This is a genomic window from Bacillus sp. ISL-78, from assembly GCF_018613455.1.
GTDB classification, from domain to species: Bacteria; Bacillota; Bacilli; order Bacillales; family DSM-1321; genus Peribacillus; species Peribacillus frigoritolerans.
Genome location: NZ_JAGGQC010000003.1, coordinates 46,651 through 60,371, shown reverse-complemented (window position 1 = coordinate 60,371; position 13,721 = coordinate 46,651). Strand labels below are relative to the sequence as shown.

The 13,721-nt window shown below is 39.4% G+C and carries 12 protein-coding genes; 6 read left to right on the top strand and 6 right to left on the bottom strand.

Annotated elements, in window-relative coordinates:
- Positions 1–15 precede the first annotated feature (15 nt).
- Complete coding sequence (locus J7I96_RS02750) at positions 16–351, bottom strand: DUF3905 domain-containing protein (protein WP_214768785.1); 336 nt, start codon at positions 349–351, stop codon at positions 16–18.
- A 122-nt stretch (positions 352–473) separates the two neighbouring features.
- Here J7I96_RS02750 and J7I96_RS02745 point away from each other — a divergent pair, with 122 nt between their 5' ends.
- Positions 474–638: a hypothetical protein gene (locus J7I96_RS02745; protein WP_057278994.1), complete on the top strand. Its 165-nt coding sequence runs from the start codon at positions 474–476 to the stop codon at positions 636–638.
- Positions 631–777 carry a hypothetical protein gene (locus J7I96_RS02740; protein ID WP_164468810.1) on the top strand — a complete coding sequence of 49 codons (147 nt, stop codon included), beginning with the start codon at positions 631–633 and terminating at the stop codon, positions 775–777. Before J7I96_RS02745 ends, J7I96_RS02740 begins: the two co-directional genes overlap by 8 nt.
- A gap of 36 nt (positions 778–813) precedes the next feature.
- On the opposite strand, the gene J7I96_RS02735 is transcribed toward J7I96_RS02740, so the two are convergent.
- Together J7I96_RS02735 and J7I96_RS02730 are read right to left on the bottom strand one after the other, a co-directional pair.
- Entirely contained in the window at positions 814–2,574 is a 1,761-nt protein-coding gene (locus J7I96_RS02735; protein WP_095391730.1) for a B12-binding domain-containing radical SAM protein, read from the bottom strand.
- Between the two features lie 204 nt (positions 2,575–2,778).
- Positions 2,779–3,804: an acyltransferase family protein gene (locus tag J7I96_RS02730; RefSeq protein ID WP_214768783.1), complete on the bottom strand. Its 1,026-nt coding sequence runs from the start codon at positions 3,802–3,804 to the stop codon at positions 2,779–2,781.
- Between the two features lie 275 nt (positions 3,805–4,079).
- Here J7I96_RS02730 and J7I96_RS02725 point away from each other — a divergent pair, with 275 nt between their 5' ends.
- The gene (locus J7I96_RS02725; protein ID WP_214768781.1) at positions 4,080–6,239 is read left to right on the top strand and encodes a PAS domain S-box protein; all 2,160 of its coding nucleotides are present in this window, start codon (positions 4,080–4,082) and stop codon (positions 6,237–6,239) included.
- Between the two features lie 465 nt (positions 6,240–6,704).
- Entirely contained in the window at positions 6,705–6,947 is a 243-nt protein-coding gene (locus J7I96_RS02720; RefSeq protein WP_034314155.1) for an aspartyl-phosphate phosphatase Spo0E family protein, read from the top strand.
- 285 nt (positions 6,948–7,232) lie between these two features.
- Here J7I96_RS02720 and J7I96_RS02715 read toward each other — a convergent pair whose 3' ends face one another.
- The 3 genes from J7I96_RS02715 to J7I96_RS02705 form a co-directional block, all read right to left on the bottom strand.
- Positions 7,233–7,964, bottom strand: coding sequence for a ZIP family metal transporter (locus J7I96_RS02715; RefSeq protein ID WP_034314151.1), 732 nt, complete (start codon positions 7,962–7,964; stop codon positions 7,233–7,235).
- A 113-nt stretch (positions 7,965–8,077) separates the two neighbouring features.
- A complete protein-coding gene (locus J7I96_RS02710) occupies positions 8,078–9,301 on the bottom strand; it encodes an MFS transporter (protein ID WP_214770078.1) in 1,224 nt (407 codons plus the stop codon).
- Positions 9,302–9,445: 144 nt separating this feature from the next.
- Positions 9,446–10,942, bottom strand: a complete 1,497-nt coding sequence (locus J7I96_RS02705; protein WP_214922917.1) for an ATP-binding protein — start codon at positions 10,940–10,942, stop codon at positions 9,446–9,448.
- A gap of 157 nt (positions 10,943–11,099) precedes the next feature.
- On the opposite strand from J7I96_RS02705, the gene J7I96_RS02700 reads away from it, so the two are divergent.
- Both J7I96_RS02700 and J7I96_RS02695 read left to right on the top strand, forming a co-directional pair.
- Positions 11,100–11,537: a MarR family winged helix-turn-helix transcriptional regulator gene (locus tag J7I96_RS02700; protein ID WP_214768777.1), complete on the top strand. Its 438-nt coding sequence runs from the start codon at positions 11,100–11,102 to the stop codon at positions 11,535–11,537.
- A 223-nt stretch (positions 11,538–11,760) separates the two neighbouring features.
- Entirely contained in the window at positions 11,761–13,455 is a 1,695-nt protein-coding gene (locus J7I96_RS02695; protein WP_214768775.1) for a M3 family oligoendopeptidase, read from the top strand.
- The last annotated feature ends 266 nt before the right edge of the window (positions 13,456–13,721 follow it).

The window sequence follows — 13,721 nt, the reverse complement described above, 5'->3', positions numbered from 1 at the left end:
TAAAGAAAGCACGCCTCAATCCGTATCAGTGCTAACATCTTTATCTGGATGCATGAAAGGCGGCTGCGGCGCTTTTTTAGACTCTAACAGTTCACGGTTTTCAGTTGAATTCCAGCCTATATCGTTGGTGGGGTGTATCCATTCGTCTCCAGCCATGATTTCCGGGTCTATATCTTCGCTCCAGTTTTCGAGTGGTGAGTTATCAGAGGCATATTTACTGTCGCCAATGACGACTCCATAATCATTGACGAATGGAGCCTGTGGTTTTATGCCGGTCCCTTTATAGCTTGGTGCGTTAATTTGGTGTGGTTGTGTATCGTCGATAATTGGTGAATCCAATTTCTTTTTCATGTAGTGTCTCCCTTTTCGTTTTACGGTTATTTTTCTCGTCTGTCCCTATATTATCCCTGAATAATTTCCGGCATGTTTACCCCATTCTATAAGGTAAACTATATTAAAAAGGGTGGATGAAAATGAAACGGAAAGCCAATGTGGATGGAGCTGTCAAAGCAAGTAAAACGCCAAAAAGAAATCAAGCTGAAAATGAATTTTCCAATGAGTTCGCAATGGAGGAAAATGCAATGAAAGGTGCCAACCGCAATTCAAAGCAAGGCAGAAAAGGAAGAAGTAATGGATAAAGAAAAACGGAACAGCGGGGAAAAGATGGGTGAACATGTACGAACTGAATTTGGAATCGAATTCAGCGGGGATATGAACGCAACTAAGATTTATGAAATTTTGGCAAAAGAAAATAAAAAACGTGAAAGTGATAAGTAAAAAAGGACGGACCCAGCCTTGGGTCCGTCTTTTTTATTAAAGCATGATGCTGCCTGATTTTGAAAGAGGGAAAATCGTTGATCCCTTACCACTCGGATCAAAATAGGCAAGCATGAATGAAGGTTTATCGACGATTGTTCCCTCGGCTAAATACGTTTCCAAATCAAAGGGAAGTGCCTCGAGCAACGTGTGTTTGTGTATTTCTTTTTCATTTAGGGCCAAAGCGGTGAAAGAGGAACCAAGCTGTTCAGGCTTATTGAGAATATATTCATATATCTCTTTCCGACCACTTTTATCTAATGAAGCTTCCCACCAAGGTTTACGTGGTTTATATTTTTGATTCATGAAATAATCCAATTTCATGAGTCCGATAATGTTTTTCAGTTCGGCAGATTCCCGGGAAGCCAAAAACTGCTGTAAACGTCTGAACAAGTCTTCAAGCTGATGGCCGATTCGTGACCACCCTTGTTCATCCCAATAGGTACCGAAATCTTGAAAGAAGTCGAACGGTGATTGAAATACCGTTTTGACAAGATATTCCGTAGTATGATCCATCCTATGATCGTTCCAGTATTTTTCAAGTACATCTTCAACTTGTTTAATGCGGACAATGTCATCGAAGGATAAAACATTATTCCCCAATATTTCATAAGGAGCATGTTCGCTGTATATATATTGGTGTTCATCGGCTCGTATCCGTAAGCCGGTTCCACGAAGCATCTTTAAGAAACCAAGTTGCATCTCTTCGGGTCTAAGCTCGAAAACATCATTGAAGGTCTTTCGGAAAGAATGATAATCTTCTTCCGGTAAACCGGCAATAAGGTCTAAATGCTGATCAATTTTCTGACCATCTTTTACCATGGTTACGGTCCTGGTCAGTTTTTCGAAATTCTGCCTTCTCATTACTAGATCATTCGTATGATCATTCGTCGATTGTACCCCTATTTCAAAGCGGAACAGTCCTGCAGGGGCATTGTCGTTCAAGAACTGGATAACTTCCGGACGCATGATGTCCGCCGTGATCTCGAACTGGAAAACCACACCGGGAAGATGCTCATCGATTAAGAATTGAAACATCTCCATGGCATAGCTTCGGCTGATATTGAAGGTTCGGTCAACGAACTTAATGGTCTTTGCACCATTAGCCATAAGGTACCTGATATCTTCTTTAATCTTTTCACGATCAAAATACCTGACACCCACTTCAATCGATGAAAGGCAAAACTGGCAGCTGAACGGGCAACCTCGGCTAGTTTCGATATAGGTAACACGTTTAGATAGGTCGCCGCGGTCTTCCTCCAAACGATATGGAGAAGGGAGGGATTTTAAATCAACCTTGCCGTTCTGAGGCTGGATGATTTTTTTTCCATCCTGTCGGTACGCAATGCCGCCGATCTTCTTATAGTCATTCGAACCTTCAATTTCAGATAAAAGTGCCTTGAAGGTGACTTCACCTTCACCGATTACGATGAAATCAGCTCCGGGAATCTGATCAAGCCATTCCCCAACATCATAGGTGACTTCAGGTCCGCCGAGAATGATGACCAATTCCGGGTTGATTTTTTTAAGCATGGCTACGACTTTCATTGTTTCCTCGATGTTCCAAATATAGCAGCTGAACCCTATGACATCAGGTTTTTTGGAATGAAGGTCACCAACTATGTTCATAATTGGATCTTTTATCGTATATTCTGCCAGCTGTACATCATAATCAGGCTGGGCGTATGCTTTTAAATATCGGATGGATAGCGATGTATGGATATATTTTGCGTTAAGAGTACTGATTATTATATTCATGTTAAAGGGCGTAAAAGAAACGCCTGGCTCCTTTCGTGTACATGTCTTTTTAAGCCAACAAGCACTAACGAGTAATTTTACCATAGCGTGCTCCATTTGAAAAATGAGTTATGGTATTGAAGGGGAATCTTTTCTGCTTGAAAGTCGGACAAGAAATCGAATTTAAAAAAACGGATAAAGCAGAAAATGCTTCATCCGTTTTATTTAAAAAGCTTGTTTAATATAGTCTTTCGTTTTAGTCATGAATCGTTTTGTTTTGGTCGCCTTCAATTCGATGATCGGCTGTGCCATGGAAGCGATCATTTCACTTGATAATAACACGGTAATCAAGAAAGAGAGTCCGGCGAGCATGATAAAGCTCTCTGTATTGCTGAAGTATTCTTGTATGGTGCTTTCGCGGAAGAACCGTATGAAAAAACCATGCAGCAGATACACATAAAGGGTTTGTTTCCCCCAATTCGTAAAGAAATATTGTCTGCGTGGGATGAACGAAAGGAAGCTGAACACTGAAATGATGCTCAATCCATAAAATCCCAGTCGTTTAAACATGGACACGATTGTCGCATCTTCAAGTTCGGCATATGGTTTCGAACCGAGCAGCCATTTATAATTAATATCGGTATTAAAATAAAAACCGATAAAAATCACTAACATGACAATAAGTGATGCCAAACGAACTTTGGGAGTGAATAGTTTTTTTAAATGTTCCTTGCTTAAATGGTATCCGATCAAAAACATCGGGAAAAAAACGAATGTTCTGGAGAGACTAAGGTAATTGGAAATATTGTCTATATAACCAATCAATAATGCGATTATTAAAGATAAACCTATGCCTACTGGTGGCTTTAGCTTTGAGAAACCAAGCAGCATGATGTTCCAGCAGAATAAACTGATCAAGAACCATAGCGACCATTGGGGGTCAAGCAGGTCTACAGTGATGGCAGAACGTTCATATAAGAAATAATAGTAAACGGTATATATCAATTGGAAAATGATGTAGGGTAAAATTAGCTTTTTAGTAATTTTACCCAAATACCCTTTTTGATAAAAACCTTTCGCAAAGAATCCTGAAACAAGGATAAAGGCAGGCATATGAAAGGAATAAATGGTTTTATATAAAGCATATATCGTTTCACTGTCATGTATATACGTATTCAGCAAATGACCAAAGACGACAAATGCCATGAGAATGAACTTGGCGTTATCGAAGAAAAAATCACGTTGTTTCATTATTGCCTCCATTTAATAAATTTTAAGGTAGCTAGAAAGCATTGTTATTTCTTATTCCCTAAATACCTTGTACTAAATCATTATTTATTAAATTATTATAAAAACCTTAAATTAAGCTTAACGCTAATTTTTTCAGCATTCAATATACTATCATTTGATATATAGGTTAATTTTGGATAAAGGTGTTTGTGCCGATTTTCGAAAAATACCGAGGAAAATCAAGATGGATGTCGAATAAAGTTGGGTAGGTATGGGTTTTGATGAGGGGGGTTAATATGAATATCGGTTATGAGAATGAAACGGAATATAAACAGGAAATTATAAAATTGAATAAACAGATCGAAGGGTTTCTGAATATGTTCGATTCAATGTCAGAGCCTTATATCAGGGTTGATGAGGAACTGCGTCTCACTTATGCCAATGATGCCGCTTGTGCCCTGCTGGAAACACCTAAAGATCAACTGGAGTCCATGAGGATAACTGATTTTCTCGATGTCATCCCTTTAAATAACCAGGAAGTGTCAAGCACCCTAAAAACCTCGAACGAAAGTGAAAGGCAAATTATCCAGCTACATACCGGAGCCCTTAAGCAAATAGAGTTTATACGAATGGGATCTCTTTCCGAAGGACAGCAGTTCTATCGTTTGGGGGATGTGACATTGGATGTTTCTTCGTCAAGGGAAACAGGGATGTCAAGACAGATGTTTTTGGACATTTTCGACACAGCCATAGAAAGCATCGTTCTATTCGACAGTTCAGGAATAATAATGGAAGTGAACCATGCCTTTATCCATGCCTTGGGCATTCCGAAAAAAGAGATTGTCGGTAAGAATATGAGGGGCCTCATCTCCCCAGATTATAGGGGATATTGGGATGAGAGCATACAAAGAGCCTTTGATGAGTCGAACTATAAAGGGGAGGTAGAGATAAAGGTCGGGGATGAACTGCTTCATTTCACTTTTTCGATAAGTTCAACGGTAGGAAATGAACTATATATGTCTGTGCTTCGAAGAATTACAGAATCAAATATAATAGAAAAAAAGTTAGAGACGAGCGAACGGATTTTTGCGGAATTATTCGACCAGTCCATGGATGCAATCATATTCTGGAATGATGACGGGATCATTTTTCGGGTCAATCATTCAGCATGTAAAATATTCGAATCCAGCAGGGAGGATCTGATTGGCAGTTATATCTGGAAATACGTATACAGCAATAATCACCATTTCGTCCAAATGATGGAAACGTTTGAAAGAGACACCCAGGTGCGGGGTGAGCTGATCTATAAAATGCCTAATAACCAAATTAAATTGCTAGAATTGACTGCAAAAAAACATGAAGGTGACGGATATAACGTAACGATCTTTCGAAATGTCAGTGAGCGCTGGCTGATTGAGAAGGAATTAAGGGATAGTGAGAAGAAGTTCAGGAAGATTTTTGAGGGCACATTAGACGGCCTGATTTTATGGAATCATGAAGGGTTCACGGATATTAATGAAGCGGGTCAGAAAATATTGGAGATTTCGAAGCGCAAACTGCTTTCTTTATCTGTTAAGGGGTTCATCGAAAAAATTCCTGAAAATGCTCCAGACTTGAACTCTCACATTGAAAATGTTTATAAGCATGAGGTATACTCCTCCATCATTCCGATAACATTCGAAGATGGAAGAGTTAAGCATATTGAATTTTTGACGAGGAAAAATTTATATTCGAACCTGAATTTAAGCATTTTCCGTGATGTGAGTAAAAATCTCGAAATGCAGGAACAAATCCGTAAATCGGATACTTTGAATGTCGTTGGTGAATTGGCGGCGGGCATTGCTCACGAAATCAGGAATCCAATGACAGCATTAAAAGGTTTTATCCAGTTGCTTGAGGATGGTGTTAAAGGGGAGTTTTCCACATATTTTCATGTGATTACATCCGAAATTAAACGAATCGAAACCATTATCACGGAATTTTTGGTACTGGCAAAGCCGCAGGCGCTAAAAATTTTCAAACAGGATGTTCATACCATATTGAGAGAGACACTGGAATTACTGGCCGCTCAGGCACTGTTGGAAAATATTCAATTCGAGACAAACTTTGAAGAAGATGAATGTAAGGTTTTATGTGAGGCGAACCAGTTAAAGCAAGTGTTCATTAATATCATCAAAAATGCATTGGAAGTCATGCCGGATGGCGGATCTGTTCATATTAAAACAAGCCGATTTTCAGAGAAATACGTTTGCATTTCAATTACTGATAAAGGCATGGGGATTTCAACGGAAATGCTAAAAAAATTGGGGGAACCATTTTATACGACGAAGGATAGGGGAACAGGGCTGGGGCTCATGGTCAGCTATAAAATCATTGAAGAACACAATGGCTATATAGAAGTGGAAAGTGAAGTGGGAAAAGGGACAAGCTTTCATATTTATTTGCCATTCGAGTAATGTAGAAGGGGATGCCTTATACCTTTCTTAAGTTAACGGAAAGCATGGATATTCCATTAGGGATCCTTTATCGGATTCCTTTTTTTGTTCCATCATTATTATCATCATGGGATTACAAATGAGGGTTGTGACAATGATAAATATTTTTGCTTCAATTAAGGAGCTGTCCTGCTTTTAAATCATTGAGAAGTTATTTGCTCGAATAAGCGAAAACTAATAATAGCATCCAAATAGGGGAATCTTTCAAAGCGATTTTCGGAGCTGTCTTCATATGAAATCTTCTTGATCAATATAGATGCTTATGCTTAGGAATTTCCGTCATATCCTGTCTGCTGATGGACCAAGCCATATCGCAATTTAAGAAGTTTTGTCTTTTTTTGCGAATCTATTTACATATAAGGCATATTTTGTAATACTTCTTTATGATAATGTAACTTTAAAAGGGCAGGAGTAGTGAATGTAGTTATGAATTCTAGGTGTGCAACGGAAATTTGTTCTGAGATTCGAATGAAGCGTTGGGAAATGATGGAGTTGGCGAAAATGTATGGACTTGGCCATGAGTATACCCTTCGCCAAAGTGAGCAGCTTGACAAACTTATAAATGAGTATCTGATCCTTCAACATCATTCATCAGTGGAAGTGAGAAATAAGCGAGATGAAATGGTTGTTATTGTACAGCAGCCCTTTAATGAAGACATTTCCTTTTAGAAGGAAATGAATGCCCATGACTTTTTATATTAGCAGGCAAGAGACAATCAACTTTGTGTGATTTCTGGTGAAATGAATCATATCTGAAAACAAATAAAGAAAGACTTATATAAACAAGAATATATCTTTTGAATTTCCTTTGGATTTGGGGTATATATCGAGGGGAGGTCACCAGAAGGTGTCCTTCGTGCATCGGATTGGTTTATAAGTCTTAAATGGATTAAACGGATAAATAAAAAGTAAGAGCTGACTCACTTGATGGAGCCAGCCATGGAAGTACCGCAATTATAAAATTTCCAATAATATGACCATGAACAAAAGGCCGATAATGAAGGAATAGGTGGAAGTGCGTTCATTACCATCCCCATGGCTTTCGGGAATCAGTTCCTTATAAACGATGAAAAGCATGGCCCCGGCGGCGAAAGCTAGGCCGTATGGAACCAGGAACCCAATGTAAGAGGTTAAATAATAACCAAGTAAGCCTGTAATTATTTCGATGGTGCCGGTTAAGGTTGCAATCAGGAATGCTGTGAGTTTACCGATTTTTTGATTAATTAAAAACAAGGCGACCAGTAAGCCTTCCGGAGCATTTTGCAGGCCGATGGCAAAAGCGATCAAGTTACCTGTATCAGCTGTATCAGAGGCATAACTGACCCCGACAGAAAGCCCCTCAGGAATATTATGGAGTGTAATGGCAGTGATGATGAGCAAGGCCTTTTCATCGAACTGAATACCACTTTTCGTATGGCTGAGATCGATATGAGGAATGTTTTGTTCCATGATCGTTAATGTCATTACCCCGAGAAAAACCCCAATTACCAGCTGAATATACCCTCCGGTGGCCAGAGACTCCGGGATCAGGCTCAATAACGAAGCAGCCATCATGATCCCAGCGGTAAATGCCAGTAGCGTGTCTCTGAATCGATGTGTGATTGAACCTTGAATGAACAAGATCGGTAACGCACCAAACCCTGTAGACATAGCAGATAGGATGCTTCCTAATAAAACTCCACTCATAAATTTCTCCTTTATAAGGTACTTATCGTTACTTCTTTGCGAATTTTTGGGTGAAACAATAATTCATTGTATTTAGACATAAAGAATATGTTCCTGGAAAAAACCATTTTGCATCAATCTTCTGCATACCATTTTTTCAATGTTAGATCAGACGGTAGCAATATGCTGATGATTCCCAGTAATGGCAGGAATCCCACTAGTTTAATCATGGATTCAATTCCAATTATATCTGCAATGGCTCCCAATGAAACGGATCCAATGGCACCCATTCCGAAGGCTAAACCTACGGTCAAGCCTGCCATCGTACCGACTTTTCCCGGGACCAATTCCTGTGCGTATATTACCGTGACGGAAAAACTGCTCATTATAATGAATCCCGCTATCAATAATAAGATAAAAGCGGCTGTAGGAGGTACGAATGGTAAAAGTGCGGTTATTGGTATGCTGGCAGCGAAAGAAAAGAAAATGATGTTTTTACGTCCGAATCTATCAGCAAGCGGGCCTCCGAAAAATGTACCTACAGCACCAGCTGCCAAAAAGGCAAATAGGAAAAATTGTGCGGCTTTTATCGTGAATGAATACTGATCGATCAAATAAAAACTATAAAAGTTCGTCATGCACGATACATACCAGGAACGGGCAAAGATTATGAATAAAATCAATACCAGGGCTTTGGCCACTTTGTGGGACCGCTCTTTATTGATTATTTTTGCAGCAAGCTTTTTAGGCTGGAAGTGAACTAATTTTTGGGAATACCAATTGGCGATATACAGCAATAGGATAACGGCCATTAAGGCAACCAGGGCAAACCAGAGTGCGCCCTTTTGACCAAATGGAACAAGTACGATGGCTGTGATGAGCGGGGCAAGTGCCTGCCCGCTATTCCCGCCGACCTGATAAATGGATTGTGCCAGGCCTCTCTTCGGTCCGCCTGCCATGTAGGCGACCCTGGAGCCTTCCGGGTGGAATATGGCCGACCCTAAACCCATCAGGATGACTGCACCAAGGATAATGGTATAGTTTGGGGCAATTGCGAGAATGATGACACCTATTAAGGTACTGGTCAACCCAATGGGCAATGCATATGGAAATGGTTTTTTATCCGTATAGAAACCAACTGCCGGTTGCAGGAGCGAGGAGACGATATTCAGGCAGAATGCAATCATTCCAAGCTGTGTATACGTAAGCGACATTGATTTTTCGAGGATTGGGAACATGGCCGGTACGACGGCCTGAAGAGAATCATTCATTAAATGGCATATGCCTATGATGATCATGATTTTCAGAGTCATATCTTGTTTTTGCGGTTTTGTTTTAATGGCAGCGATACTTCCCATCTGTATATATCCTTCTTCCTGATTAAGATTTTTACCTATTCCATAAATAGATTCAAGAAGCATGCACCGTATGCATGACACCTTTAACTAAATCGGGATCGTCACTAGTCTTCATGAAGAAATCGAAAACTTTTCAAAGTATTGCTAAGTTTGGTCTTTTATATGCGGCAAGCTGATTGTAACGGTTGTACCTACCAGAGGTTTACTTGAAAACTCGATGGTGCCGTTAAAAGATTCAATGATTCGTTTACACACAAATAGCCCCAATCCCGTTCCTTCTTTCTTCGATGTATAGAAGGGATCGAACACTTTCCCTATATCTTTTTCATTCAGTCCTTGCCCGTTATCGATGATCATGATTTTAGCCCGATCATTTTCATGGTGAATTCGAATCCTTAACTTTTTCCCAACTTCCATGGCCTCGAAACCGTTTTTGGCAATGTTGAGAATGACTTGTTTGAGTTGGTCCTTTGTACAATGAACCAGGATTGGCTCCTTTATGATATTCCATTCCACTTCAATATTGAAGTGACGTGCTTCTGATTCTATTATTGGTCTCAATTCAGCAATGATACTGCGAATATCATATAAGGATAAAGTTTGTATCATTGGCTTCCCTAAAATCAAAAACTCGCTGACGATGCTATTGATCCGTTCAATTTCCTTCATGATGACAGAGTAATAGAACTGATCTTGCTCCTCAGGGTGTTTTTCAACCAGTAACTGCACTAGCCCCTTTATGCCAGTAAGTGGGTTTTTTATTTCATGTGCAGTACTTGCAGCCAATGTACCGACAAAATCTATTTTTTGGCTATCGTTTAGTGATTTTTGTTTTTTGTCATGCCTGCGAACGATCAGTTCCTCCATGATGATATAAATCATGTGAGTAATAAAGAAAGTGAAAAAGACAAGCATTAAAAAAACATTCATGTTATTTGTGCCAATCTTGTCGGGCACTTTGACGGACAGTGTCCAATCGACTTCGGTCAAAGGAACATCCACCCATGTTGAATGTCCATTGAATCCCTCGGCATTTATATCTAAAATTCGGGTTTTGTCCTGTGTTTCCAATATAAAGGAATGACCAGGGCTGAGCATTTTTAATATTTTTTCCATATGATCCAGCCTGATATGTGCCAATAAAAACCCTTGCACTTTTTTATCTTGATCCAGTATGGGAGCAAAAATGGAAAAATAATTAAAATGAGCGTTATAAAGCTCATTTGTTCCTGCAACAACTGCTTTTTTAGTTTTTACTGCACGTTCCATATCATTTTGTTCAATTAAATAGTAATGATGGAAATTCTTATTCGTACCCGAAATGGAAACACCGTCGCGATTTAGCCAATATACTCCGGCATACCGGGAATCTGTATCTTTGATCCATTTCATTAGAAGTTCGGTTTTTTTGTCATCCATATAAAGCACGGAACTGCTAAGGCTAAGCAGCTCAAGGTTTTCCTTCGTTTCCCTTATAACTTGATCTATGTATTCTTGATAAACCGTTCCCGCCCATTCAGCTTGTTCCTGTCTTTCTTTTAGAAGGGAACGTTCTAAATGCATCCAATAAATGATAGAGAGAAAAATTAATGGTAAAATAACAATAAGTAGATATGTGGTGAATTTATGCCTCGTTTTCATGTTTGTCACTACTTTAGCTTTTTTTTTCAAGTATATCAAAATGATTGATTAAACAATAGTGCATACTAACAGGGCAGATTGACAAAAAATCCTTTATGTCATATAATAACTTTTAATTCAAGATATTTTAATTAAAAATTTTTAAGGTTGTGAAGTTATGGAGAATAATAACATCCAACAGTCTTTGAAACTGTTCATTGTGATGTCTAGAGCTCATCGATCCATTAATGATGTAGTTAATAAACATATAGCTGAAGAGGGTTTGAATCCAACTGAGTTTGCAGTACTGGAATTGCTTTATCATAAAGGGGATCAGCCTCTTCAGCAAATAGGCGGAAAAATCCTGCTAGCCAGCGGCAGCATTACCTATGTCGTGGATAAACTTGAACAGAAGGAATATCTGCAGCGCATAGCATGTAAAGAGGATCGCCGTGTAACCTTTGCAAAGATAACCGACAAAGGAAAGGCCTTTATTGAAGGCGTATTTCCTGAGCATGAAAAAAGAATTGATGATATCATGAGTGTACTTACGCAAGAGGAAAAGGCGACCGTGATTGAATTGCTTAAAAAGATTGGGTACTCCGCTCAAAATTAGCTAAAGAACCAGCACCTGGATTTGACTACAGGTGCTGGTTTTTTATGTCTGATAAAACATGAATTTGTTTTAGCGACATAAAAAGGTTTTTAATAACGCTGTGGCGAATTAAATTACATTACGATAACCGTGATAATTGTCAATGTTTCTTGGAAACGAATTCGGTTGGATAATGTCACTATGGTTTATAAAAAATGTTTTATATTCGAAAAGGAGCCTACATATGAAATTTAATGAGTATCAATATAAACGTCCTGAAATGGATGAAATTAAAACCCGGTTCATGAAAGCTTTGGAAAAGTTTACGGAGGCTGCAAATGCCGATGCACAAATAAAAGCCATGGAAGAAATTAACGGAATTCGAAATTATGTAGGTACGATGTTTAATTTGGTCTATATCCGGCATTCCATAGATACCAATGATGTTTTTTATAAAGCGGAGAATGATTACTTAGATGACTTCTCCCCTGAAATGGAAGAATTGACCTCGAAATTTTACAATGAACTCGTTCGCTCGAAATTCCGTAAGGAGCTTGAGGAGAAATGGGGAACTCAACTATTTGACCTGGCAGAGGCCCAACTCAAAACCTTTTCGCCCGAAATCATACCACAGCTGCAAAAAGAAAATAAATTATCAAGTGAGTATTCACAATTAATTGCCTCTGCAAAAATTCACTTTGATGGAAAAGAATTAACACTTGCGCAGCTTCAGCCTTTTATGGAGTCCTCGGACCGTGAGTTAAGGAAAAATGCAAGTGAGGCATATTACGGTTTCTTTGAAGAAAAGCAGGAGGAATTGGATCGTATATTCGATGAACTTGTCAAGGTGAGGAATGGTATTTCAACAGCGCTGGGTTATGGGAATTTCGTGGAACTTGGGTATTATCGAATGACAAGGACTGATTATGACGCTGATATGGTTGCTGCATTCCGCAAGCAGGTGAAAGAGGAAGTGGTACCGCTTGTCACCCGGCTGAAGGAACGGCAGCGGGAACGTCTTGAATTGGAGAACCTGAACTATTATGATGAGAATTTTCATTTCAGAACGGGTAATGCCATTCCAAAAGGCGATGCTGAGTGGATCATCGAAAATGGGAAAAGGATGTACCAGGAACTATCGCCTGAAACGAATCAGTTTTTCAACTATATGATTGATAATGACCTGATGGACCTTGTGGCGAAAAAAGGAAAGGAAAGCGGTGGCTACTGTACTTTTATAGAAGACTATAAAGCTCCATTCATCTTTTCTAATTTCAATGGTACTTCCGGGGATATTGATGTTTTGACACATGAGGCAGGTCATGCATTCCAAGTTTATCGCAGCCGTGATCTTGACATACCTGAGTATTATTGGCCTACATATGAAGCATGTGAAATCCATTCGATGAGCATGGAATTTTTAACTTGGCCATGGATGGAGCTATTTTTCAAGGAAGATACGGAAAAATATAAGTTTTCCCATTTAAGCGGTGCCCTCATATTCCTCCCGTATGGGGTAGCGGTTGATGAGTTTCAGCATTTTGTCTATGAAAATCCTAATGCCTCCCCCGTTGAAAGAAAGCAGGCTTGGCGTAAAATCGAGATGGAATATTTGCCGCATCGCGATTATGAAGGAAATGAATTCTTGGAGAATGGCGGGTATTGGCAGCGGCAAAGCCACATTTATCAATCACCTTTTTATTATATCGACTATACATTGGCCCAGATTTGTGCTTTCCAATTCTGGAAAAGGTCGACTGAAAAAGATGAAACGGCTTGGGAGGATTATTTGAATCTGTGCCAACTTGGAGGCAGCAAGTCCTTCCTTGATCTAGTTGAATCCGCGAATCTGAAATCCCCGTTTGTTGACGGTACTGTACAGTCCGTTGTGAAGGTGATAGACGAATGGCTCTCCACTGTTGATGATAAGGCATTATGAAACCGTCTAACTCCGAACCATGATTATAAAAGAAGACTTGGTTATCCTTCATGAACACTTTTTTATAGAAAGATTGGATTGAAGAAATTTGCGACACTCCTGCCGAATCACTGACTAGCCGAGACCTCAAAGGCGCTTTCAATGATGCGGCATGAAAGACAGCCGGCGGAAAGGGAGCGAATTTCTGGAATCAACTGGTACGTTTATTAATTAGTATACAATCTGAACGCTTGGAGATTATTCCAAGCGTTTTTTTAAATCTTCAT

Excerpts from the sequence above, each read along its gene's own strand:
- J7I96_RS02750 (WP_214768785.1), bottom strand. The coding sequence starts at position 351 with ATGAAAAAGAAATTGGATTCACCAATTATCGACGATACACAACCACAC.
- J7I96_RS02745 (WP_057278994.1), top strand. The coding sequence starts at position 474 with ATGAAACGGAAAGCCAATGTGGATGGAGCTGTCAAAGCAAGTAAAACG.
- J7I96_RS02740 (WP_164468810.1), top strand. The coding sequence starts at position 631 with ATGGATAAAGAAAAACGGAACAGCGGGGAAAAGATGGGTGAACATGTA.
- J7I96_RS02735 (WP_095391730.1), bottom strand. The coding sequence starts at position 2,574 with ATGAATATAATAATCAGTACTCTTAACGCAAAATATATCCATACATCG.
- J7I96_RS02730 (WP_214768783.1), bottom strand. The coding sequence starts at position 3,804 with ATGAAACAACGTGATTTTTTCTTCGATAACGCCAAGTTCATTCTCATG.
- J7I96_RS02725 (WP_214768781.1), top strand. The coding sequence starts at position 4,080 with ATGAATATCGGTTATGAGAATGAAACGGAATATAAACAGGAAATTATA.
- J7I96_RS02720 (WP_034314155.1), top strand. The coding sequence starts at position 6,705 with ATGAATTCTAGGTGTGCAACGGAAATTTGTTCTGAGATTCGAATGAAG.
- J7I96_RS02715 (WP_034314151.1), bottom strand. The coding sequence starts at position 7,964 with ATGAGTGGAGTTTTATTAGGAAGCATCCTATCTGCTATGTCTACAGGG.
- J7I96_RS02710 (WP_214770078.1), bottom strand. The coding sequence starts at position 9,301 with ATGGGAAGTATCGCTGCCATTAAAACAAAACCGCAAAAACAAGATATG.
- J7I96_RS02705 (WP_214922917.1), bottom strand. The coding sequence starts at position 10,942 with ATGAAAACGAGGCATAAATTCACCACATATCTACTTATTGTTATTTTA.
- J7I96_RS02700 (WP_214768777.1), top strand. The coding sequence starts at position 11,100 with ATGGAGAATAATAACATCCAACAGTCTTTGAAACTGTTCATTGTGATG.
- J7I96_RS02695 (WP_214768775.1), top strand. The coding sequence starts at position 11,761 with ATGAAATTTAATGAGTATCAATATAAACGTCCTGAAATGGATGAAATT.